We start from the raw sequence: 22,517 nt of genomic DNA, 5'->3' as shown, positions 1-22,517 counted from the left end.
AGGTAGTGGCGGCCTGACAGAGCCCTGATCTGTTAATCTATGAAAAAGAAGGAATAAATGACAATTGAAAAAACCAATTATTGAATTCAAAAACGTCTCTAAAGTTTTTGAAGACAGCAACACCAAGGTTCTCAAAGATATCAACTTTGAGTTGGAAGAAGGGAAATTCTACACCCTTCTAGGCGCATCTGGTTCAGGGAAATCAACCATCCTTAACATCATTGCAGGTTTACTGGATGCTACGACTGGAGATATTTTGTTGGACGGTGTTCGTATCAACGACATCCCAACCAACAAGCGTGACGTCCATACGGTCTTCCAATCCTATGCCTTGTTTCCACATATGAATGTGTTTGAAAATGTTGCCTTTCCACTTCGCTTGCGTAAAATTGACAAGAAAGAAATCGAGCAACGCGTAGCGGAAGTTCTCAAGATGGTTCAGTTGGAAGGTTACGAAAAGCGTTCTATCCGTAAACTCTCTGGAGGACAACGTCAGCGTGTTGCCATTGCCCGTGCTATCATCAACCAACCCCGTGTGGTTTTGTTGGACGAGCCTTTGTCAGCGTTGGACTTGAAATTGAGAACAGACATGCAGTATGAACTGCGTGAATTACAACAACGATTGGGCATTACCTTTGTCTTTGTCACTCACGATCAGGAAGAAGCCCTTGCAATGAGTGACTGGATTTTCGTCATGAATGATGGCGAGATTGTCCAGTCTGGAACGCCTGTGGACATCTACGATGAGCCAATCAACCACTTTGTTGCCACCTTTATCGGTGAGTCAAATATCTTGCCAGGTACCATGATTGAGGACTACTTAGTTGAGTTTAACGGCAAACGCTTTGAAGCGGTCGATGGGGGGATGAAACCAAATGAACCTGTTGAGGTTGTTATTCGTCCAGAGGACTTGCGCATTACCCTTCCTGAAGAAGGCAAGCTCCAAGTTAAGGTCGATACCCAGCTTTTCCGTGGGGTGCACTATGAAATTATCGCCTATGATGAACTGGGAAATGAATGGATGATCCACTCAACCCGTAAGGCTATTGTTGGTGAGGAAATCGGTCTGGACTTTGAACCAGAAGACATCCACATCATGCGTCTCAACGAAACCGAAGAAGAGTTCGATGCTCGTATCGAGGAGTACGTAGAAATCGAAGAGCAAGAAGCAGGTCTGATCAATGCAATCGAGGAGGAAAGAGATGAAGAAAACAAGCTCTAAACTCTTTGTAGTGCCCTACATGCTTTGGATTGCCCTCTTTGTGTTGGCACCCTTGGTCCTGATTTTCGGTCAATCCTTTTTCAACATTGAAGGCCAGTTTAGCTTAGAAAACTATAAATCTTACTTTGCGTCACAAAACTTGACCTACCTCAAAATGAGTTTCAACTCAGTGCTTTATGCAGGGATTGTGACCTTTGTGACCCTGCTTATCAGTTATCCGACAGCCCTCTTTTTGACTCGTCTCAAACACCGTCAACTCTGGCTTATGCTGATTATCCTGCCTACATGGATCAATTTGCTCCTCAAGGCCTATGCCTTTATCGGGATTTTTGGTCAAAATGGCTCTATTAACCAATTCTTAGAATTTATCGGAATCGGTTCACAGCAGTTGCTCTTTACCGATTTCTCCTTTATCTTTGTCGCAAGCTACATCGAGCTTCCCTTTATGATTTTGCCGATTTTTAATGTCTTGGACGATATGGATAACAATCTCATCAATGCAAGTTATGACCTCGGTGCTACCAAGTGGGAGACCTTCCGTCATGTCATCTTCCCTCTATCGATGAACGGTGTGAGAAGTGGAGTTCAGTCTGTCTTTATTCCTAGCTTGAGTCTCTTCATGCTGACCCGTTTGATTGGTGGGAACCGCGTTATTACACTGGGGACAGCCATTGAGCAAAACTTCCTGACCAATGACAACTACGGTATGGGTTCTACCATCGGTGTGATTCTCATCCTGACTATGTTCATCACCATGTGGGTGACCAAGGAAAGGAGAGAACGATGAAAAAATTTGCCAACCTTTATCTGGGACTGGTCTTTCTTGTCCTCTACCTGCCAATCTTTTACTTGATTGGCTATGCCTTTAACGCGGGCAATGACATGAATAGCTTTACAGGCTTTAGCTTGAGCCATTTTAAAACCATGTTTGGCGATGGTCGTCTTATGTTGATTGTAACTCAGACCTTTTTCTTGGCCTTCCTGTCAGCCTTGATTGCGACCATTATCGGGACTTTTGGTGCCATTTACATCTACCAGTCTCGTAAGAAATACCAAGAAGCCTTTCTATCACTCAATAATATCCTCATGGTTGCGCCTGACGTTATGATTGGTGCCAGCTTCTTGATTCTCTTTACCCAACTCAAGTTTTCACTTGGCTTTTTGACCGTTCTTTCTAGTCACGTGGCCTTCTCCATTCCTATCGTGGTCTTGATGGTTTTGCCTCGTCTCAAGGAAATGAACGGTGACATGATTCATGCGGCCTATGACCTTGGTGCTAGTCAATTTCAGATGTTCAAGGAAATTATGCTTCCTTACCTGACACCGTCTATTATTGCAGGTTATTTCATGGCCTTCACCTATTCGCTAGATGACTTTGCCGTAACCTTCTTTGTAACGGGAAATGGCTTTTCAACCCTGTCAGTCGAGATTTACTCTCGTGCTCGCAAGGGGATTTCCTTAGAAATCAATGCCCTGTCTGCCCTTGTCTTTCTCTTTAGTATTATCCTAGTGGTTGGATATTACTTTATCTCACGTGAGAAGGAGGAGCAAGCATGAAAAAACTCTATTCATTTTTAGCAGGAATTGTAGCCATTATTCTCGTCTTGTGGGGAATTGCGACTCATCTCGATAGTAAAATCAATAGCCGAGATAGTCAAAAACTGGTTATCTACAACTGGGGGGACTATATCGATCCAGAACTCTTGGAGCAATTCACTGAAGAAACAGGAATCCAAGTCCAGTACGAGACTTTTGACTCCAACGAAGCCATGTATACCAAAATCAAGCAGGGTGGAACGACCTACGATATTGCCATCCCTAGTGAATACATGATTAATAAGATGAAGGACGAAGACCTCTTGGTACCACTTGACTATTCAAAACTTGAAGGTCTTGAAAATATCGGACCGGAGTTCCTCAACCAGTCCTTTGACCCAGGCAATAAATTCTCTATCCCTTACTTCTGGGGAACATTAGGAATTGTCTACAATGAAACCATGGTAGAGGAAGCGCCTGAGCACTGGGATGACCTCTGGAAGCCAGAGTATAAGAACTCTATCATGCTCTTTGATGGGGCGCGTGAGGTGCTGGGACTGGGGCTCAACTCCCTAGGCTACAGCCTCAACTCCAAGGATACCCAGCAGTTAGAAGAGACAGTAGACAAGCTCTATAAACTGACTCCAAATATCAAGGCCATCGTTGCCGACGAGATGAAGGGCTACATGATTCAGAATAATGCTGCAATCGGTGTGACCTTCTCTGGCGAAGCCAGCCAAATGCTGGAAAAAAATGAAAATCTACGCTATGTGGTTCCGACCGAGGCCAGCAACCTTTGGTTTGACAATATGGTCATTCCCAAAACAGTTAAAAACCAAGACGCAGCCTATGCCTTTATCAACTTTATGTTGAAACCTGAAAATGCTCTTAAAAATGCAGAGTATGTCGGTTATTCAACACCAAACCTACCAGCCAAGGAACTACTCCCAGAGGAGAAAAAAGAAGACAAGGCCTTCTATCCTGATGCTGAAACCATGAAACACCTAGAAGTTTATGAAAAATTTGACCATAAATGGACAGGAAAATATAGCGACCTCTTCCTACAGTTTAAAATGTATCGGAAGTAGGAGTAGAATGTCCGAAAACGAATCAGTCAAGCTGGTTCGTTTTTTATATAGAAGTCAGTTTTTACAGCCCTATATTTTCTATTTTATACTCAATGAAAATCAAAGAGCAAACTAGTAAACTAGTCGCAGGCTGTACTTGAGTACGACAAGGTGACGTTGACGTGGTTTGAAGAGATTTTCGAAGAGTATTAGTTGCTTATTTGTTTGCCTAGTAGTATACTAAGCTTAACATTACAGAAAGCGGTAACAAATAATGAAAATATCTACTTTTTTCAAAAAATTTTTTTGGCCAGCCTTTTTGACTATTCAGCAAACATATATACTATTTTATCTAAAGGATGGTTTGGATCGACAATACCTAACGACTGAGTCTATATATTTGGTGATAGGAAACTTTATATTTGCAAATATTTGCGTAGCTATATTTAGCAATTCGAAAACTTGGAATAAAAGTTGGGATAAAAAGAGTGATAATAGTAAGAAAAAATATATTCTGAAAAAGTAATCTGAGATGTAGGGAATTGGTTTGATTCAAGGGAGATGATTTCCAGTTGACGCAAGCTTAAAAAAACGATATAATAAGAAAGTTGAGAATTGATTTTCTCTTGTCTTAGTCCAGAGAAATGGCGGTGCTGCGAGCCATCTAAGCTAGGAAGTCATGCTACTCAATCATACAATTGCATAAGAACAAGAGAATGACAAGTTCATTGAATGAAGGTGGTACCGCGGTTTTTCGCCCTTCGTGATATGAGCTTGTCTTTTGATTTTTTGGAGGTGTTGATGAAAACATTTCTTGTCAAACAAAAGTTTCGTCTTGGAGGCGAACGCTTCGCTATCAAGGATGACAGGGGAGAAATCACCTATCAGGTAGAGGGATCATTTTTTAAGATTCCCAAAACTTTTACCATCTATGATGCTAATGGTGAACAAGTCAGTCAGATCAGTAAAGAAATCTTGACCTTGCTACCTCGTTTTGAGATTCAGCTTCGGGATGGCTCGAGTTTTGTCATTCGCAAGAAGTTGACCTTCTGGCGAGATAAGTATGAGTTTGATAATCTAGGCCTTCGTATCGAGGGCAATATCTGGGATTTGAATTTCAAATTGCTGGATGATCGCGATCAGCTGATTGCGGAAATTAAGAAAGAACTCTTCCATCTGACCTCTACCTATACCGTAACGGTTCTTGAGGACGCTTATGCAGACCTAGTCATTTCCCTCTGCGTCGCAATTGACTATGTGGAAATGCTGGAAAGCCAATCACATTAAACAAGTAAATAAGGAGACAATATGAAACAACTATCTAGTGCACAAGTACGCCAAATGTGGCTTGATTTCTGGGCAACCAAAGGTCACTCAGTAGAACCATCAGTGAGCTTGGTTCCTGTAAATGACCCAACTCTTTTGTGGATTAACTCTGGGGTAGCAACTCTTAAGAAATACTTTGATGGGACTATTATCCCAGAAAATCCACGTATTACCAATGCGCAAAAGGCTATCCGTACCAACGACATCGAAAACGTAGGGAAGACTGCACGTCACCATACCATGTTTGAAATGTTGGGGAACTTCTCTATCGGTGATTACTTCCGTGACGAAGCGATCACTTGGGCTTATGAGCTTTTGACAAGCCCTGAGTGGTTTGACTTCCCAGCTGAAAAACTTTACATGACTTACTATCCAGCTGATAAAGATTCATACAACCGCTGGATTGAAGTGGGAGTGGATCCAAGTCACTTGATTCCAATTGAGGACAACTTCTGGGAAATCGGTGCGGGACCTTCTGGACCAGATACAGAAATCTTCTTTGACCGTGGGGAAGCCTTTGACCCAGAAAATATCGGTCTTCGCCTGCTTGCAGAAGATATTGAAAACGACCGTTATATCGAAATCTGGAACATCGTTTTATCACAATTTAACGCAGACCCTGCTGTTCCTCGTAGCGAATACAAGGAATTGCCACACAAGAACATTGATACGGGAGCTGGTTTGGAGCGTTTGGTGGCCGTTATCCAAGGGGCTAAGACCAACTTTGAAACAGACCTCTTCATGCCAATCATTCGTGAAGTAGAGAAATTGTCTGGTAAGGTCTATGACCAAGATGGCGACAACATGAACTTCAAGGTCATCGCAGACCACATTCGTTCTTTGTCATTTGCCATCGGTGATGGTGCCCTTCCAGGAAATGAAGGTCGTGGTTATGTCCTTCGTCGTCTCCTTCGTCGTGCGTCTATGCATGGTCAAAAATTGGGTATAAACGAGCCTTTCCTTTACAAACTCGTTCCAACCGTTGGAAAAATCATGGAAAGCTACTACCCAGAAGTGCTTGAAAAACGTGACTTTATCGAAAAAATCGTTAAGAGCGAGGAAGAGTCATTTGCCCGTACCCTTCACTCAGGTCAACACTTTGCCCAAGGAATCGTAGCAGACTTGAAAGAAAAAGGTCAATCTGTCATTGCTGGTTCAGATGTCTTCAAACTCTATGATACTTATGGGTTCCCAGTTGAATTGACTGAAGAAATCGCTGAAGAAGCTGGTATGACTGTAGACCGTGAAGGTTTTGAAGCAGCCATGAAAGAACAGCAAGAACGCGCGCGTGCGTCAGCTGTCAAGGGTGGTTCAATGGGTATGCAAAATGAAACCCTCCAAAACATCACTGTAGAAAGTGTCTTCAACTACAATGCTAGCCAATTGTCTTCTAAATTGGTAGCTATCGTGGCTGACAATGCAGAAGTAGAAGCTGTATCTGAAGGAACTGCCTCTCTTATCTTTGCGGAAACTCCATTCTACGCTGAGATGGGTGGACAGGTGGCTGACCACGGACAAATCTTGGATGAGTCAGGTAAGGTCGTGGCTACTGTGACTAATGTTCAAAAAGCACCAAACGGACAAGCTCTTCACACTGTTGAAGTCCTTGCACTGCTTGCCTTGAACCAAGAATATACCTTGGCAATTGATACAAATCGTCGTCACCGTGTTATGAAAAACCACACTGCGACTCACTTGCTTCACGCTGCTCTTCACAATATCCTTGGAAATCATGCGACACAAGCAGGATCTCTTAACGAAGTTGAATTCCTTCGCTTTGACTTTACCCACTTCCAAGCAGTAACTGCAGAAGAATTGCGTGCTATTGAGCAGCAAGTCAATGAAAAAATCTGGGAAGCACTTGAAGTGAAGACAGTTGAAACAGATATTGACACTGCCAAGGAAATGGGAGCGATGGCCCTCTTTGGTGAGAAATACGGCAAGGAAGTCCGTGTTGTTACAATCGGTGACTACTCTATCGAGCTTTGTGGTGGTACCCACGTTGGCAACACTTCTGAAATTGGTCTCTTCAAGATAGTCAAAGAAGAAGGTATCGGATCAGGAACTCGCCGTATTTTAGCAGTGACTGGTAAGGAAGCCTTTGAAGCCTATCGTGAACAAGAAGACGCACTTAAAGCTGTCGCAGCAACCTTGAAAGCACCTCAAGTCAAGGAAGTACCTCATAAAGTAGAAGGACTTCAAGAACAACTTCGTCAATTGCAAAAAGAAAATGCTGAGTTGAAAGAAAAAGCCGCAGCTGCAGCTGCAGGCGACATCTTCAAGGATGTTAAGGAAGTCAACGGTCACCGTTACATTGCTAGTCAAGTGTCTGTATCAGATGCCGGTGCTCTTCGTACTTTTGCGGATAACTGGAAACAAAAAGACTACTCTGATCTTCTTGTCCTAGTTGCCGCTATCGGTGACAAAGTCAATGTCCTTGTAGCAAGCAAGACAAAAGACCTTCATGCAGGAAACCTTGTCAAAGAATTAGCACCAATCGTCGATGGACGTGGTGGTGGTAAACCAGACATGGCCATGGCAGGAGGAAGCAACCAAGCTAAAATCCAAGAATTGTTGGATGCCGTAGCAGGTAAATTGTAAACTCGATTATTAATTCTTTGATAATTTTAAAAATTAAGAGTTGAAAAGATATTGTTAAGAGAGTATTCTTATGAAAAGAAAAATTTATGTTGCTTTAAGTATATTTTTTGGTATGGGAACAATTGGATTTATATTTGATTCCAAAAAAATTATTGACCAACTAGGCTTCCAACAATTTATATCTCAAATTATTTTTAGTTCCGTATTTACTTTCCTTTTCTATTGGTTGTATATTAAAGATAGTAAAAAAGCTATAGCTGTTAATAGTAACAGAGATACAATAAATAAACCGATAGATGAAATATACTCATCGACCTCATCGATTGAAATACCAATAAGTGTAATAGAAGAAGAGCGCAATAAAATAAAATTAAATAAATTCAAAAGAAAAAATAATGAAATTATCAAGTTTATTGTTGCATTCTTTATTCCTTGGATTGGTTGGATTTATTTAATTTATAGGCTTGTTCGTTATAATATGAAAAAACATTACTTTTTAAGTGATGAATTTATTCGGAATAAAATACAAATCGATTCTTTTGTTACAGAATATAATGAAATAGCTAAATATGTTGAGAAGTTTGATGAGGTAAGCTTACAATCTATAAGTTTTGATAAATATAAGTATGCTCATGTAGCTAAAGGACAAAATACAAGTTTGTATAATATTCAACGTGATAGGAACGTTATTGATTATCAATCTAAATATGTTTATAATGCTTCACTACAAGTTGTTAGAAATGCAGAGTTAGAACCTTTTAAGTATTTATGTAAGTATTTTGATTTTAAGCCTAACGAAGAAAATCTACAGCGTATTCAAGAAATTGGTGAACAAGTATCACGATTTCTTAATGCTAAAGAGAATCTTGATAATAGATTGGCAAGAATTTTAAATAGTTTAAATCCTCCACAGTTTATTTTAAAGTATTATAAAGAAGAATTTTTATATTATATAAACATTGAAGTTCCCCAAATTAATTTTAATTTTCCTACCTATACTTTTCAATATGTTAGTGCAGGTGGTAATTCTAGTCAAGTTACTTCAATTACACTAAATGAGGAAATAATTGAATTATTAATTACTTATATGGATGAGCAAGTTAAGTATAAGAAAAGTGCTAAAGCTCAACGTGCATTAATGACTAAAAAATTACGTGAGTATGTCAAAGAAAGGGACTGTTATACTTGCCAATATTGCGGAGCATCTACTGCTCAACAAGATTTATTATTGCTAGAAGTGGACCATATTATTCCAGTTTCAAAGGGTGGAATGTCTACGGAAAGTAATTTACAAACATTATGTTGGAAATGTAATAGAACAAAATCAGATAAAGTTCTATAGATTTAGATGAAAATTGTAATGTTTGAGAACAGGATGTGTCAATTAGTGATATAATTTTTACAAAAATATAGGTGTTCAAAGATCTATCCATTTGGGTAGGTCTTTTTGTGAATGCAAAAAAGCCAAATCCGTTTGGACCTGGCTTGATTATTATGCACTATTAGATTGTATTGGCTGCCCAGACACTTACGGATCTAGCTGAGACTGGGAATTGTCCATAACCTTCCTCATCGATTGTAACTTGATCTTGGTGGTTTCCAAGTAAATCTATGAAAGTTTGGTTAGCCCATTCTTGGCCGACAAACATTGATTTGCTGTTTTCTTGGTCATTTGAGATAAGGACTGCGATTGGGGATTGATGTTCAGCACCTGAACGTACCCAACCGATACAGTTAGGATCATCAAAGTAGTCATTTTGTTCTCCATAGGCCAAATCTTTTCGGATGGCTAGGAGGCGGTCAAGGACCTCTTTGAAATCTTGTTGAGCATATTGTCCTGAAATCCCATAGTAGTCTCCGTAAAAGACACATGGAAGGCCATTTTGGCGTAACAGAATGAGGGCATAGGCTGCTGGTTTAAACCATTCTTCAACGGTAGACTCAAGAGCCTGACCTCGTTGTGTATCGTGGTTGTCGACAAAAGTCACAGCCTTGTCAGGCTTGAGTTCAACCAGGCTATCTGTGAAAATACCACGAAGGTCATAGTTGGAACCTGCTCGGCTAGCATCAAAGAGATTCTGGTGGAGACGAACATCGACAAGGTCAAAGCGTTCTTCCGTTTTTTCAAGATAGTCCAGATTGGCTTCCTTGTCTGGATTCCAAAATTCACCAAAAACATAGAAATCCTCACCGTATTTTTCCTTCATATCGCGGATAAAATTGCTCATGAAGAAAGAGTCAATGTGCTTAACGGCATCCAAACGGAAACCAGCAATACCAGTCGTCTCCATGAACCAGTCAGTCCAGTCATAGATATTTTTGATAACTTCAGGATGCTTAAAGTCTAGGTCGGCATACATGAGGTAGTCGTAGTTACCATTTTCGTTATCGACCAATTCCTCATTTGCCCAGCCCTTGTTGTCCCCTTGGATGAGATAAATCCCAGACTTACGGCGTTTTGCATCATAGTCAGTACCTGTGAAGTGGTACCAGTGCCAGTGGAAGTCATTGTAGGTATCGTGGCGACCATCGAAGGTAAAGCTAGTCCAGCCATTGATGGTGAAAGGTTCTCCAAGTTCGACTGTACGGTCTACAGGATCCACTTCGATGACCTGAAAGGCTTCCATGTGATCAGCCGCCGCCTTGTGATTGAGCACCACATCGGCCATAGGTTGAATTCCCTGTGCTTTTAGGGCTTGAATGGCTTGAAGATAGTCTTCTTTGAAACCATACTTGGTACGGACTGTCCCTTTTTGGTTGAACTCTCCTAGGTCGAATAAGTCATAGACCCCATAGCCTACATCTTTTTCATTGGTAGCCTTGAAAGCTGGTGGCATCCAGACATGGCTGATACCGAGATTAGCTAGGTGTGGAGCATCTTCAGCCAGACGCGTCCAGTGCTGACCGTCGTGGGGCAGATACCATTCAAAGTATTGCATGAGTGTTTGATTTTGCATGATGTTTCCTCTTACTTGTCAATCTTGTTCTTTATTCTATCATAAAGTATCTCTTGGCGCAAACGTTTGCGTAAGAATAGAAGGAAACTATTGTATCTACTTAAAATAAAGTGTTGATTTTTTTGTATCAAAGCGCTAGTATAATAGTATGTAATATAGATAAAGATAGGAGTCATCCCATGATTGAATTTCAAAATGTTAGTAAGTTGTATGGTGATAAAGAGGCTTTGAGCAATCTCAATTTGCAGATTGAAAATGGGGAGATTATGGGCTTGATTGGCCATAACGGTGCTGGAAAATCGACTACCATAAAATCCCTAGTCAGTATCATTTCGCCCAGCAGTGGTCGTATTTTGGTAGATGGTCAGGATTTATCGGAAAATCGCTTGGCTATTAAACGAAAGATTGGCTACGTTGCAGACTCGCCTGACTTATTTTTACGCTTAACGGCCAATGAATTTTGGGAATTGATTGCCTCATCCTATGATTTGAGCAGCTCTGACTTGGAGGCTAGTCTAGCTAGGCTATTGAACGTTTTTGATTTTGCTGAAAACTGCTATCAGGTTATTGAAACCCTTTCTCACGGAATGCGTCAGAAAGTCTTTGTCATCGGAGCACTCTTGTCCGATCCCGATATTTGGGTCTTGGACGAACCCTTGACAGGTTTGGATCCCCAGGCTGCCTTTGATTTGAAGCAAATGATGAAGGAGCATGCGCAAAAAGGCAAGACAGTCTTGTTTTCAACCCATGTCCTAGAGGTGGCAGAGCAAGTCTGTGATCGGATTGCCATTTTGAAAAAGGGGCATTTGATTTATTGTGGTAGCGTAGAGGACTTGAGAAAAGACCACCCAAACCAGTCTTTAGAAAGTATCTATCTTAGCCTTGCTGGTAGAAAAGAGGAGGTTGCGGATGCGTCTCAAGGTCATTAAAAAATTAGTTGATATCAATATCCTCTATTCATCTCAAGAAGCTAATCTGGCTAACCTACGAAAGAAGCAAGCTAAGAATCCTGAGAAAAAAGTAAATGTTTCCGCTAGAGTCCTAAGTTCTTACATTTTTTCTAGTCTCTTGATGCTTTTCATGTTTATAAATATAGCCTTTCGTTTTCCTTTTGAGGAAATACCAAGTTTTTTTAGTAGCATGGTTGCTATTTTACTGGTGCTTGCCTTTTCAACTTCTTTCACTGCATTTTACAATGTCTTTTATGAGAGTAAGGACTTGGCATCGTATAGGCCCTATGCCTTTAAAGAATCAGAGATTATAATTGCTAAAGGACTGTCTGTTCTCTTGCCAGCTCTAGCTGGAATTGTACCAATCCTAGCTTATTTTCTAGTCCTCTATATTAGGCTAGCTCCTTCTCTTTGGCTGGGCTTGCCTTTGATGCTGCTGTCCTTGGCCTTATTATTTGTCTCTGTTACTTTAGTGATGGTAGTGGCAGTACATTTCTTGGCTCAGACTAGGGTCTTCAGAAAGTATCAGTCTATTTTTTCGAATGTGATGATTGGGATAGGAGTTCTCATACCTTTAATATTTGTCCTCTTTCTACAGTCGACTTTTGGAAGTATTGTTGACAAAGTTAGAGACATTCCATTTCTCCTTTATCCTCTTCATATCTTTTACAAAATAGCAGTGGAGCCTTTTTCGACAGAAGCCATACTGGGTCTGCTCGCTTGGATAACTCTAACTGTCTTCTTACTTTACCTGACCAAAAAGAAGGTTCTTCCTCATTTTTATGACGTGATTCTGCTTAACAGTGAGGAGAAGGTCAAGAAAGAACGTCGCAGTAAGGAGAGAATTTCAACTACTAAAAAAGGATTTTTCCGTATGGTTTTACGCTACCACCTCACCCTCTTGGGACAGGGGACTGGCGTGATTACAGTGCTTTTTACAAGTGCTTTCCTTCCTTATCTCATGATGATTGGTCTGATTTCCAAAATCCGAGATTCTCAGATAGTTCCAGACATTCATCCTCCATACTGGTTACCCTTGTTTTTTGTAGGAGTGTTTATAGCAGTTGTCAATAACAATATCACCAGCCTGCATTCAATTGCCTTGTCCTTGGAGAGAGAAAATGTTGATTTTCTTAAGAGTTTACCCTTTGACTTTGCTCGTTATGTGAAAGTGAAATTTTGGATTATATTTGCTGTCCAGTCCTTTTTACCAGTCCTGACTTTACTTGGTCTTTCTCTATATCTAGGCTTGCCCATCCTTTCGATGATTTACCTTATTGTGGCCTGGATCTTTGCAAGTGTCATCCTTTCTTGCCACCATTACCTTAAGGACGTTAAAAATCTGTCAACCAATTGGAGTAACATTACGGACCTGGTGAACCGTTCAAATCGTATAGTAGCAATAGTTTTACTCTTAATTTATAGTGTTATCTTAATGGCCCTTGTAATAGGGAGCTTATTCTTGGTTCGGTCTCTCTCCCCTATCCTTGCCATTAGCTTGGGAGTAGGAGCTCTTATCCTCTTGCTTGGTCTTGCTATTTTTGGCTATCATTACTACCTGTCACGCATATTGGCAGAAATAGAAAAAAGATGAGATAGTTGGTCGCTTGCTTGATAAATTTAATTCGACAAACGCTTTTATAGTTTGTTATAATGTAGTTGTAAATGATTAAGATTGGTAATCAAAAAATAAAGAGGGGAATGTCATGAATAAGAAATATAACATAGTTCTATTTTTGTTGTTTATAGTTTATTTATTTGGATATTTTTCAATTTCAAAAACGTTAATTCCTATAATGTGTCTTTTTCAAGTATTTTTGATAGAAAATATATTTAGAGTTCGAAATAGGATTATGCAAATAGGTGAAATTATAATTATTGTTGCTTCTATGATATTATTTATTGATAGTATATTGAGTTTGTAACAAAAGGCTTCTCTATAAAATCAAATTTTCCAGATACCTGCTTAAGGTGATTTATCTTCTCTCTATGCCTTCTCATCTTTATTCTACTATCTACACCACTAAACTTGACAGTCATATATTGCAGGTACAACCTCTCTACCTATAATCTCACAGTTAATCTGAGGCTAGTTTCTTAGTTTGCTCTTTGATTTTCATTGATAAAAAGAAGTGCTCCTCCACGATGGAAGAGCATTTTTATTGTGATTTTGATTTAGTTTCTGCCGACTCTGGGTGGAGTTCTTGGTAACTTGGTGCCTTGAAAAGGTCAGTACTGGTTTTACCTTGTCGTTGGCTAAAGAGACTGGTTGATTGACTACCTTTTTCCTGCTCAATCTTTTGCAGAATTGGTAAAGAATTGAGGTAAGAAATACTTTCTGTATCAACTTTTCCAAGATGATCTTTTTGGTAGAAACGTATTAAATCGCCAGTTTGAATCTGGTCGCTGATTTTCAGCTGTTGACTAGCTGCTTGACGAACGTTTTCTAGTTCAGTCTGAGCTTGTTCATCAAGGTTGCTGATTTCAAGACCGCTTTCAGTATAGTAGGTTCGTCCGTCGTAGCTGGTATATTTTGGCGTGACGAAGGAATTTGCAGTTCGAAAGGCAACGATTTCTTGGTGGTCTGGTGATAGGAGGTCTTGTCCGACTTGAAGGAAGGAATTGGACCCAATACCAAGGAGGTGTTCGAGAGTCGGTAAAATATCGACTTGTCCACCGTAGGTATTGATAATTTGCCCCTTTTCATAACCAGGCATGACCACCATAAAAGGCACTCGCTGCAACATGGCATTATCGTAATTAGACCAGTTTTCAGAAGTCTTGCCAATCAATGGTGCCAGATCAGGATTGCGAGAGTTGGAAATGCCATAATGGTCTCCGTAAATGACGATGATGGATTTTTCATAGAGGCCACTTTCTTTGAGATAGTCAAAGAAGGCTTTGATGGCACTATCCAGATAGTTGGCGGTTTGGAAGTAGCCATTGATAGTTTCATCTTTGGTCTTAGCCAAGGGGAAACCAAGCTCATCGCCCGTCAGATTGCTAGCATAAGGATAGTGGTTGGACACCGTGATATACTTGGCATAAAAAGGTTGCTGTAAGTGTTCCAGATATTTGATAGAATCTTTCATCATGATTTTATCATTTAAACCATATTGGAAAGAATTGCTACTGTTTTGCTTGGTAAAATAGGAAGCATCAAAGAAGTATTGGTAGCCCCATTGTTTGTAGGTCGTATTTCGGTTCCAGAAGGTTCCAATATTACCGTGAAAGACAGCACTTGATTGGTAGCCATTTTTCGATAGGATAAAAGGCGCTGCCTGCTGGGTATTGGTACCACCGTAATTGACCATAAAGGAACCTTGGTCAAGTCCAAACAAACCAGTCTCCAGCATGGTTTCCGCATCTGAGGTCTTACCAGCCTTGACTTGGTTAAAGATATTCGAAAAGGCTAGGGTTGATTGCGAATGGTAGAGTGAATTAAGGAAGGGAGTGACTTCATGCTCAGTTCCATCTATGTTAAGTTTATAGTCAAGCAGGAACTGTTGGAAACTCTCCAAGTGGAGATAAAACACATTTTTTCCTTTGGCCAAGCCAAAATAGTCTGGATTGGGCTTAGCAGAATGTTCTTGAATATAATCTGTAATAGGTTGAAGATCAGTCTCAGAGGCCTTGGCACGTTCCTTGTTTGCACTGTAGGATTGGTTGGCGCTATAGCCTAAAAAGGCTGGCAAACTGAGGGCGCGGACAACATAATAATTCGAAAATCCTCTTGATAGGAGATCGGGACGTTCAATTTCAGCCAAGAAAAGATTAGCAGAAAAGAGCAGGGCTGAGAGTGCAGTGATAGCAACACTGGAGCGGAATTTGAAAGGTCTCCTATCCAGCTGGATGAATTTTTTAAAGAAAAGAAAAGCCATCAGTGGGAAATCCATAAAATAGATGAAATCCCAAGGACGCAGTAACTCTAGTTCCGCAGTACCGACAGACACCTTGCTAACCACCTTCATGGTATTAGCCGTGATAAAGTCGCTAAATTCTCGATAGTAAAAGACATTGGAATAAAGCCAAATAAACAAAAGGCTGTAAATAGCTATACTCAGACCATAAAAGATCTTGGTTGAGCGAGCATAGAGGGCTGAAGCTAGCAGGAGGAGCCCCAAAGGAAGGGGATTGAAAAAGGCGATAAAGGCAAGGTAATTTCCCTGCAACTTGCCCACTTGAATATCTAAATTAAAGTCAACGGCATAGGCTAATAAGGTTTTGAGCCAATATAGGATTAAAAGGGTTAGGACAAAACCCAGTCTGGTACCGATGGCTTTTTGGATTTTGTTAAAATTGCTTTTCACACATTTACTTCCTAATTTTTTATTAGTATTAGTATACCATTTTTTAAAAGAAGAGTAAAAAAGCAAGGGTAGTTTCTTTTTTGAGAATTGTCTAAAAGTTTGATATAATGGTAGTTATGAATAGAATAAGAGTCAGCAAAAGGGTTGAAAAGAAGCTCGCTAAGGGGCTAGTTTTACTAGAAGCCAGTGATCTTGAGAATGTCAATCTTAAGGATCAGGAAGTAGAAGTGCAGAGTCAGGAAGGAACCTTTCTTGGAACTGCCTACCTTTCGCAGCAAAACAAGGGCTTGGGCTGGTTTGTTAGTAAGGACAAGGTGGCCTTCAATCAAGCTTTCTTTGAAACGCTGTTTAGACAAGCTAAAGAAAAGAGAAGTGCCTACTATCAAGACGAATTGACAACTGCCTTTCGTCTCTTTAACCAAGAGGGAGATGGCTTTGGCGGTCTGACAGTGGACCTTTATGGCGACTATGCTGTCTTTTCTTGGTATAACTCTTATGTTTATCAGATTCGTCAGACCATCTCAGAAGCCTTTAGACAGGTTTTTCCTGAGGTCTTAGGGGCCTATGAGAAGATACGCTTTAAGGGTTTGGACTATGAATCAGCCCATGTTTATGGTCAAGAAGCACCTAAATTTTTCACTGTTTTGGAAAATGGTGTCCTGTATCAAGTCTTTATGAATGATGGCTTGATGACAGGGATTTTCCTAGACCAGCATGAGATTCGTGGTAGTCTAGTTGATGGGTTGGCTATGGGTAAATCCTTGCTCAACATGTTTTCTTATACAGCAGCCTTTTCAGTAGCTGCGGCCATGGGAGGAACAAGTCAGACAATTTCTGTTGACCTAGCCAAGCGTTCACGAGAATTGTCTCAAGCGCATTTTCAGGCAAATGGAATCAGCACCGACGACCATCGTTTTATAGTCATGGATGTCTTTGAGTATTTCAAGTATGCTAAGCGAAAAGGCTTGACTTACGATGTGATTGTCCTAGATCCGCCTAGCTTTGCTCGGAACAAAAAACAGACCTTCTCTGTGGCCAAGGATTATCACAAGTTGATTTCCCAGAGTCTGGAGATTTTAAATCCGGGAGGGATTATCATTGCCAGTACCAATGCTGCCAATGTATCCCGCCAGAAATTTACAGAACAAATTGATAAAGGCTTTGCAGGAAGAAGTTACCAGATTTTAAACAAATACGGTCTTCCAGCAGATTTCGCCTATAATAAAAAAGATGAAAGTAGTAATTACCTCAAGGTGATTAGTATGAAGGTTAGTAAATGAAATTAATCGTTTCAGTAATGCCAAGAAGTTTAGAGGAGGCCCAGGCTCTGGATGCCACGAGGTATCTGGATGCCGACATCATTGAATGGCGTGCCGACTATCTGCCTAAGGAAGCAATTTTGCAGGTGGCTCCAGCTATTTTTGAAAAATTCGCAGGCCGTGAGTTGGTTTTCACATTGCGAACTCGCTCTGAAGGGGGAGAAATCGACCTTTCTCCAGAAGAATATATCCATCTAATCAAGGAAGTGGCGCAACTCTATCAACCAGACTATATTGATTTTGAGTACTACAGCTACAAGGATGTTTTTGAGGAAATGCTGGACTTCCCAAATCTCATTTTGAGTTACCACAATTTCCAAGAAACACCTGAAAATATGATGGAAATTTTATCAGAGTTGACGAGCCTAAATCCAAAACTTGTCAAGGTTGCGGTGATGGCCCACACGGAGCAAGATGTCTTAGACTTGATGAACTATACACGAGGCTTTAAAACACTCAATCCTGAACAGGAATATGTGACCATTTCTATGGGCAAGGTGGGCAAGGTTTCTCGTATCACTGCGGATGTGACTGGTTCTAGCTGGTCCTTTGCTAGTCTAGATGAGGCTAGTGCTCCTGGTCAGATTTCCCTAGCTAACATGAAAAAAATCAGGGAGATTTTGGATGAAGCTTGATGGCTATACACGTTTAGCTGCCGTTGTTGCCAATCCTATTAAGCATTCTATTTCGCCTTTTATCCACAATAGGGCCTTTGAGGCGACAGCTACCAACGGTGCTTACGTGGCTTGGGAGATTGAAGCGGGTGACTTGGCAGAAACAGTGGCTAATATTCGTCGCTACCAGATGTTTGGCGTCAACCTGTCCATGCCCTATAAGGAGCAAGTGATTCCATATTTGGATGAGCTGAGTGACGAAGCGCGCTTGATTGGTGCGGTCAATACGGTTGTCAATGAGAATGGCAATTTAATTGGATATAATACAGATGGCAAGGGATTTTTTAAGAGCTTGCCTTCTTTTACAATTACAGGTAAGAAGATGATCCTGCTGGGTGCAGGTGGTGCGGCCAAGTCCATTTTGGCGCAAGCTATTTTGGACGGCGTCAGTCAGATTTCAGTCTTTGCTCGTTCAGTTTCTATGGAAAAAACAAGACCTTACCTAGACAAGTTACAGGAGAAAACAGGCTTTAAAGTGGACTTGTATGCTTTAGAAGATGTTTCTGAACTGCAAGAAAGGATTGCCGAGTCGGATTTACTGGTTAATGCCACTAGTGTGGGCATGGATGGTCAATCATCCCCAGTTCCTGAAAGCATCAATTTGCCAGAAACCATCTTGGTGGCAGATATCATTTACCAACCCTTTGAAACACCATTTTTGAAATGGGCCAGAAGTCAGGGTAATTCAGCCGTCAATGGTCTGGGAATGTTGCTCTATCAAGCTGCAGAAGCTTTTCAACTGTGGACAGGCAAGGAAATGCCGACAGAAGAAATTTGGCAGTCTTTAACAGAAAAATACCAATAAAGAAAAGGAGATTCTCCTATGAAAATCAGAATCGATATTCCTCATCATCCTTATGATATTCAGATTGAAAAAGGTTGTCTGGCTCAGGCTGGTCAATGGTTGCGAGAACTCTGGCAACCACAAAAGGTAGTCATTGTGACAGACAACCATGTAGCTTCTCTTTATGCAGAGAAGGTCAAGCTCAGCCTAGAAGATGCTGGTTTTCAGGTAGCAGTTTTTGACTTTTTAGAAGGGGAAGAAAGAAAGAATTTAACCACTGTCCAGAAAGTCTATGAATTTTTAGTCAAGCAAGGTCTGACTCGTAGCGATGGAATCGTGGCTCTTGGTGGCGGTGTCGTTGGGGACTTGGCTGGTTTTGTAGCCTCTACCTATATGCGGGGCATTCACTTTGTTCAGATTCCGACTAGTTTGACTGCCCAGGTGGATTCTTCAATCGGTGGAAAGACGGGCGTCAATACTCCATTTGCTAAAAATATGGTGGGTACCTTTGCCCAGCCAGATGGGGTTCTGATTGACCCACTTGTTCTTGAAACCCTCGGAAAAAGAGAGTTGATTGAAGGAATGGGTGAAGTTATCAAGTATGGCTTGATTGAGGATCCAGAACTTTGGGCTCTCTTGACGGAGCTGGATGGTTCTGTTGAGAGCATACTGGAATATGCAGAGACCTTGATTGAACATTCTTGTCAGGTTAAGCGCAAGATGGTAGTTGAGGATGAGTTGGACAATGGTGTTCGTCTTTACCTCAATTTTGGCCACACCATTGGTCACGCCATTGAAGCGACGGCCGGATATGGCAAGGTCATGCATGGTGAAGCTGTGGCCATGGGCATGGTTCAGATTTCCAAGGTAGCTGAGGAAAAAGGCCTTATGCCAGCTGGCATAACTCAGTCCATTACAGATATGTGTCAGAAATTTGGCTTGCCTGTTGACTATGAAAACTGGGATGTTGACAAGCTTTATCAGGCTTTGACTCATGATAAGAAGGCGCGTGGCAATACCTTGAAATTGGTCTTGGTGCCAGAGCTTGGTTCTGCAACCATCCACCCAGTTTCTCTGGAAGAGATGAAAGACTACTTGGTAAAATAAGGAGAACGTATGAGATATTTAACTGCAGGAGAATCACACGGCCCCCGTCTGACGGCTATTATTGAGGGAATTCCAGCTGGACTTCCTTTGACAGCTGAGGATATCAATGAGGACCTTAAACGTCGTCAGGGTGGCTACGGCCGCGGTGGTCGTATGAAGATTGAGAGCGACCAAGTTGTCTTTACTTCGGGTGTTCGCCATGGGAAGACGACAGGGGCTCCTATTACCATGGATGTCATCAATAAAGACCACCAAAAATGGCTGGATATCATGTCTGCGGAGGACATTGAAGACCGCCTTAAAAGCAAACGAAAAATCACCCATCCTCGTCCTGGTCACGCCGACTTGGTAGGGGGCATCAAGTACCGTTTTGACGATTTGCGTAATTCCTTGGAACGTTCATCTGCCCGTGAAACCACCATGCGGGTGGCAGTTGGGGCAGTAGCCAAACGCCTCTTGGCTGAGCTGGATATGGAGATTGCCAACCATGTCGTAGTCTTTGGTGGCAAGGAAATCGATGTTCCTGAAAATCTAACAGTCGCTGAGATTAAGGAAAGAGCTGCCCAGTCTGACGTTTCTATTGTCAACCAAGAAAGAGAACAGGAAATCAAGGATTATATTGACCAAATCAAACGTGACGGTGATACCATCGGTGGGGTTGTGGAGACAGTCGTTGGAGGTGTTCCAGTTGGTCTTGGTTCCTATGTCCAATGGGACAGAAAATTGGATGCACGATTAGCCCAAGCTGTTGTCTCTATAAATGCCTTTAAAGGGGTAGAATTTGGTCTTGGATTTGAGGCTGGTTATTGTAAAGGAAGCCAGGTCATGGATGAAATTCTCTGGTCTAAAGAAGACGGCTATACTCGCCGTACAAACAATCTAGGTGGCTTTGAAGGCGGTATGACTAATGGGCAACCGATTGTTGTTCGTGGCGTCATGAAGCCCATTCCTACTCTCTACAAACCACTCATGAGTGTGGATATCGAAACCCATGAACCCTACAAGGCAACTGTGGAGAGAAGTGATCCGACTGCTCTTCCAGCTGCAGGTGTAGTTATGGAAGCTGTTGTGGCAACGGTTTTAGCACAAGAAATCCTCGAAAAATTCTCATCAGACAATCTAGAGGAATTAAAAGAAGCAGTGGTCAAGCACCGAGACTATACAAAGAACTATTAAGGAGTTTCTATGGCAAAAACAGTCTATATCGCGGGCCTTGGATTGATTGGTGCCTCGATGGCCCTTGGTATCAAACGCGATCATCCAGATTATGAAATTTTAGGTTATAATCGCAGTCAAGCTTCGAGAGATATTGCCTTGAAAGAAGGCATGATTGACCGTGCAACGGATGATTTTGCTAGTTTTGCTCCTTTGGCAGATATCATCATTCTCAGCTTGCCAATCAAGCAAACCATTGCTTTCATTAAGGAGTTGGCCAACTTGGACTTAAAAGAAGGCGTGATTATCTCAGATGCTGGTTCGACCAAGTCAGCCATTGTAGATGCGGCGGAGAACTATTTAGCTGGTAAGCCTGTTCGCTTTGTCGGGGCCCATCCCATGGCTGGTAGTCACAAGACAGGGGCTGCTTCTGCGGATGTCAATCTTTTTGAAAATGCCTATTATATCTTTACACCTTCGAGGCTGACAAGTCCTGACACACTTGAGGAAATGAAGGACTTACTTTCAGGTCTTCATGCTCGTTTTATCGAGATTGATGCCAAGGAGCACGATCGAGTCACTTCTCAGATTAGCCATTTTCCTCATATTCTGGCTTCTAGTCTCATGGAACAGACCGTGGTCTATGCTCAAGAACATGAGATGGCAAGGCGTTTTGCTGCCGGTGGTTTTCGAGATATGACCCGAATTGCGGAAAGCGAGCCAGGTATGTGGACCTCCATTCTCTTGTCCAATCGTGAAACAATTTTAGATAGAATTGGGGATTTCAAGGAGCGTTTGGACGAGATTGGACAAGCTATCAGTAAGGGTGATGAAAACCAAATCTGGAACTTTTTCAACCAAGCGCGTGAGCAACGTCAGGCCATGGAAATTCATAAGCGTGGTGGTGTGGATAGTTCTTACGACCTCTATGTCGACGTTCCCGATGAAGAAGATGTCATCTTGAGGATTTTGGAACTACTACGTGGAACTTCCTTGGTCAATATTCATATCAACGAGGAAAACCGTGAGGATATTCACGGGATTCTACAAATTTCATTTAAAAATGCTCAAGACTTGGAAAGAGCTGAGCATCTAATAACAGAAAATACCGACTACACAGTCGTTGTCAAATAAGGAGAAAAATATGCCTAAAATAGAGCCTAGATTCATATTTGGTATTATCTTTATTTCTTTTATCTTACTTAGAGCTTACGCTGTTAAAAAAGATGTGAAAACTACTTCAGAAGCTAGTGTTGAGACAAAAAATGAACCATCCAACAATGAAAGAAGTATTTCATGATATTGTTAAATCGATTGAATCATCCTTATCTGATGATGAGATAAATAACTATTTTGATAATCTTATGTCAAATGAAATAAAAACAGGTTCTAATTTAGGAACTTTGAAGATAGAGTATATACCAGATAAGGAATTAAGCAATGGACATTCAAGAGGTCATATAAAAGTGATTGCACAATAATAAAGACCAGAGCGTGACTAGTAATTTT

20 protein-coding genes are annotated in these 22,517 nt (G+C 41.2%); 18 read left to right on the top strand and 2 right to left on the bottom strand.

Features of this window, described 5'->3' with window-relative positions:
- Window positions 1-64 precede the first annotated feature (64 nt).
- The 8 genes from DSY56_RS04575 (at window position 65) to DSY56_RS12280 (ending at window position 9,094) form a co-directional block, all read left to right on the top strand.
- The gene (locus DSY56_RS04575; RefSeq protein ID WP_000742900.1) at window positions 65-1,222 is read left to right on the top strand and encodes an ABC transporter ATP-binding protein; all 1,158 of its coding nucleotides are present in this window, start codon (window positions 65-67) and stop codon (window positions 1,220-1,222) included.
- Window positions 1,203-2,009 carry an ABC transporter permease gene (locus DSY56_RS04570; RefSeq protein ID WP_000753801.1) on the top strand — a complete coding sequence of 269 codons (807 nt, stop codon included), beginning with the start codon at window positions 1,203-1,205 and terminating at the stop codon, window positions 2,007-2,009. The genes DSY56_RS04575 and DSY56_RS04570 overlap by 20 nt, the downstream gene beginning before the upstream one ends.
- Window positions 2,006-2,779, top strand: coding sequence for an ABC transporter permease (locus DSY56_RS04565; protein ID WP_000712740.1), 774 nt, complete (start codon window positions 2,006-2,008; stop codon window positions 2,777-2,779). The genes DSY56_RS04570 and DSY56_RS04565 overlap by 4 nt, the downstream gene beginning before the upstream one ends.
- Complete coding sequence (locus DSY56_RS04560; RefSeq protein ID WP_112444112.1) at window positions 2,776-3,846, top strand: ABC transporter substrate-binding protein; 1,071 nt, start codon at window positions 2,776-2,778, stop codon at window positions 3,844-3,846. Before DSY56_RS04565 ends, DSY56_RS04560 begins: the two co-directional genes overlap by 4 nt.
- 253 nt (window positions 3,847-4,099) lie before the next feature.
- Window positions 4,100-4,351 carry a hypothetical protein gene (locus tag DSY56_RS12285; protein WP_112444110.1) on the top strand — a complete coding sequence of 84 codons (252 nt, stop codon included), beginning with the start codon at window positions 4,100-4,102 and terminating at the stop codon, window positions 4,349-4,351.
- A gap of 275 nt (window positions 4,352-4,626) precedes the next feature.
- Window positions 4,627-5,112: an LURP-one-related/scramblase family protein gene (locus DSY56_RS04550; RefSeq protein WP_023939760.1), complete on the top strand. Its 486-nt coding sequence runs from the start codon at window positions 4,627-4,629 to the stop codon at window positions 5,110-5,112.
- A 21-nt stretch (window positions 5,113-5,133) separates the two neighbouring features.
- A complete protein-coding gene (alaS, locus tag DSY56_RS04545; RefSeq protein ID WP_112444107.1) occupies window positions 5,134-7,752 on the top strand; it encodes an alanine--tRNA ligase in 2,619 nt (872 codons plus the stop codon).
- 70 nt (window positions 7,753-7,822) lie between these two features.
- Complete coding sequence (locus tag DSY56_RS12280) at window positions 7,823-9,094, top strand: HNH endonuclease (RefSeq protein ID WP_112444105.1); 1,272 nt, start codon at window positions 7,823-7,825, stop codon at window positions 9,092-9,094.
- A gap of 160 nt (window positions 9,095-9,254) precedes the next feature.
- On the opposite strand, the gene DSY56_RS04535 is transcribed toward DSY56_RS12280, so the two are convergent.
- Window positions 9,255-10,709, bottom strand: a complete 1,455-nt coding sequence (locus DSY56_RS04535; protein ID WP_112444103.1) for an alpha-amylase — start codon at window positions 10,707-10,709, stop codon at window positions 9,255-9,257.
- 179 nt (window positions 10,710-10,888) lie between these two features.
- On the opposite strand from DSY56_RS04535, the gene DSY56_RS04530 reads away from it, so the two are divergent.
- Together DSY56_RS04530 and DSY56_RS04525 are read left to right on the top strand one after the other, a co-directional pair.
- Window positions 10,889-11,638: an ABC transporter ATP-binding protein gene (locus DSY56_RS04530; RefSeq protein WP_112444101.1), complete on the top strand. Its 750-nt coding sequence runs from the start codon at window positions 10,889-10,891 to the stop codon at window positions 11,636-11,638.
- On the top strand, window positions 11,619-13,253 hold the full coding sequence (locus DSY56_RS04525) for a hypothetical protein (protein WP_112444099.1): 1,635 nt from the start codon (window positions 11,619-11,621) through the stop codon (window positions 13,251-13,253). Before DSY56_RS04530 ends, DSY56_RS04525 begins: the two co-directional genes overlap by 20 nt.
- Window positions 13,254-13,818: 565 nt before the next feature.
- Here the strand turns inward: DSY56_RS04525 and DSY56_RS04515 are convergent.
- Window positions 13,819-15,969: an LTA synthase family protein gene (locus DSY56_RS04515; RefSeq protein ID WP_112444095.1), complete on the bottom strand. Its 2,151-nt coding sequence runs from the start codon at window positions 15,967-15,969 to the stop codon at window positions 13,819-13,821.
- Between the two features lie 116 nt (window positions 15,970-16,085).
- Here DSY56_RS04515 and DSY56_RS04510 point away from each other — a divergent pair, with 116 nt between their 5' ends.
- From DSY56_RS04510 to DSY56_RS04480, 8 genes are read left to right on the top strand one after another with little or no spacing between them, the layout of a single operon-like run.
- Entirely contained in the window at window positions 16,086-17,249 is a 1,164-nt protein-coding gene (locus DSY56_RS04510; protein WP_200832367.1) for a class I SAM-dependent rRNA methyltransferase, read from the top strand.
- Window positions 17,246-17,923, top strand: a complete 678-nt coding sequence (gene aroD, locus DSY56_RS04505) for a type I 3-dehydroquinate dehydratase (protein ID WP_000767758.1) — start codon at window positions 17,246-17,248, stop codon at window positions 17,921-17,923. The genes DSY56_RS04510 and aroD overlap by 4 nt, the downstream gene beginning before the upstream one ends.
- A complete protein-coding gene (locus DSY56_RS04500; RefSeq protein ID WP_112444091.1) occupies window positions 17,913-18,767 on the top strand; it encodes a shikimate dehydrogenase in 855 nt (284 codons plus the stop codon). Before aroD ends, DSY56_RS04500 begins: the two co-directional genes overlap by 11 nt.
- An 18-nt stretch (window positions 18,768-18,785) precedes the next feature.
- On the top strand, window positions 18,786-19,853 hold the full coding sequence (gene aroB, locus DSY56_RS04495) for a 3-dehydroquinate synthase (RefSeq protein ID WP_000702138.1): 1,068 nt from the start codon (window positions 18,786-18,788) through the stop codon (window positions 19,851-19,853).
- A gap of 9 nt (window positions 19,854-19,862) precedes the next feature.
- The gene (gene aroC, locus DSY56_RS04490; protein ID WP_112444089.1) at window positions 19,863-21,029 is read left to right on the top strand and encodes a chorismate synthase; all 1,167 of its coding nucleotides are present in this window, start codon (window positions 19,863-19,865) and stop codon (window positions 21,027-21,029) included.
- A 9-nt stretch (window positions 21,030-21,038) separates the two neighbouring features.
- The gene (locus DSY56_RS04485; protein WP_112444086.1) at window positions 21,039-22,142 is read left to right on the top strand and encodes a prephenate dehydrogenase; all 1,104 of its coding nucleotides are present in this window, start codon (window positions 21,039-21,041) and stop codon (window positions 22,140-22,142) included.
- A gap of 10 nt (window positions 22,143-22,152) precedes the next feature.
- Entirely contained in the window at window positions 22,153-22,308 is a 156-nt protein-coding gene (locus DSY56_RS12010) for a hypothetical protein (protein WP_200832365.1), read from the top strand.
- Entirely contained in the window at window positions 22,289-22,489 is a 201-nt protein-coding gene (locus tag DSY56_RS04480) for a hypothetical protein (protein ID WP_234990549.1), read from the top strand. The genes DSY56_RS12010 and DSY56_RS04480 overlap by 20 nt, the downstream gene beginning before the upstream one ends.
- Window positions 22,490-22,517: the final 28 nt, after the last annotated feature.

This window comes from Streptococcus sp. 596553 (assembly GCF_900411395.1).
GTDB lineage: Bacteria > Bacillota > Bacilli > Lactobacillales > Streptococcaceae > Streptococcus > Streptococcus mitis_BA.
This window is presented reverse-complemented; position numbering and strand designations above follow the sequence as displayed.

What these genes read in the sequence shown, in the direction of transcription:
- DSY56_RS04570 (WP_000753801.1), top strand. Translation starts at nt 1,203, where the DNA reads ATGAAGAAAACAAGCTCTAAACTCTTTGTAGTGCCCTACATGCTTTGG.
- DSY56_RS04565 (WP_000712740.1), top strand. Translation starts at nt 2,006, where the DNA reads ATGAAAAAATTTGCCAACCTTTATCTGGGACTGGTCTTTCTTGTCCTC.
- DSY56_RS04560 (WP_112444112.1), top strand. Translation starts at nt 2,776, where the DNA reads ATGAAAAAACTCTATTCATTTTTAGCAGGAATTGTAGCCATTATTCTC.
- DSY56_RS12285 (WP_112444110.1), top strand. Translation starts at nt 4,100, where the DNA reads ATGAAAATATCTACTTTTTTCAAAAAATTTTTTTGGCCAGCCTTTTTG.
- DSY56_RS04550 (WP_023939760.1), top strand. Translation starts at nt 4,627, where the DNA reads ATGAAAACATTTCTTGTCAAACAAAAGTTTCGTCTTGGAGGCGAACGC.
- alaS (WP_112444107.1), top strand. Translation starts at nt 5,134, where the DNA reads ATGAAACAACTATCTAGTGCACAAGTACGCCAAATGTGGCTTGATTTC.
- DSY56_RS12280 (WP_112444105.1), top strand. Translation starts at nt 7,823, where the DNA reads ATGAAAAGAAAAATTTATGTTGCTTTAAGTATATTTTTTGGTATGGGA.
- DSY56_RS04535 (WP_112444103.1), bottom strand. Translation starts at nt 10,709, where the DNA reads ATGCAAAATCAAACACTCATGCAATACTTTGAATGGTATCTGCCCCAC.
- DSY56_RS04530 (WP_112444101.1), top strand. Translation starts at nt 10,889, where the DNA reads ATGATTGAATTTCAAAATGTTAGTAAGTTGTATGGTGATAAAGAGGCT.
- DSY56_RS04525 (WP_112444099.1), top strand. Translation starts at nt 11,619, where the DNA reads ATGCGTCTCAAGGTCATTAAAAAATTAGTTGATATCAATATCCTCTAT.
- DSY56_RS04510 (WP_200832367.1), top strand. Translation starts at nt 16,086, where the DNA reads ATGAATAGAATAAGAGTCAGCAAAAGGGTTGAAAAGAAGCTCGCTAAG.
- aroD (WP_000767758.1), top strand. Translation starts at nt 17,246, where the DNA reads ATGAAATTAATCGTTTCAGTAATGCCAAGAAGTTTAGAGGAGGCCCAG.
- DSY56_RS04500 (WP_112444091.1), top strand. Translation starts at nt 17,913, where the DNA reads ATGAAGCTTGATGGCTATACACGTTTAGCTGCCGTTGTTGCCAATCCT.
- aroB (WP_000702138.1), top strand. Translation starts at nt 18,786, where the DNA reads ATGAAAATCAGAATCGATATTCCTCATCATCCTTATGATATTCAGATT.
- aroC (WP_112444089.1), top strand. Translation starts at nt 19,863, where the DNA reads ATGAGATATTTAACTGCAGGAGAATCACACGGCCCCCGTCTGACGGCT.
- DSY56_RS04485 (WP_112444086.1), top strand. Translation starts at nt 21,039, where the DNA reads ATGGCAAAAACAGTCTATATCGCGGGCCTTGGATTGATTGGTGCCTCG.
- DSY56_RS12010 (WP_200832365.1), top strand. Translation starts at nt 22,153, where the DNA reads ATGCCTAAAATAGAGCCTAGATTCATATTTGGTATTATCTTTATTTCT.
- DSY56_RS04480 (WP_234990549.1), top strand. Translation starts at nt 22,289, where the DNA reads ATGAAAGAAGTATTTCATGATATTGTTAAATCGATTGAATCATCCTTA.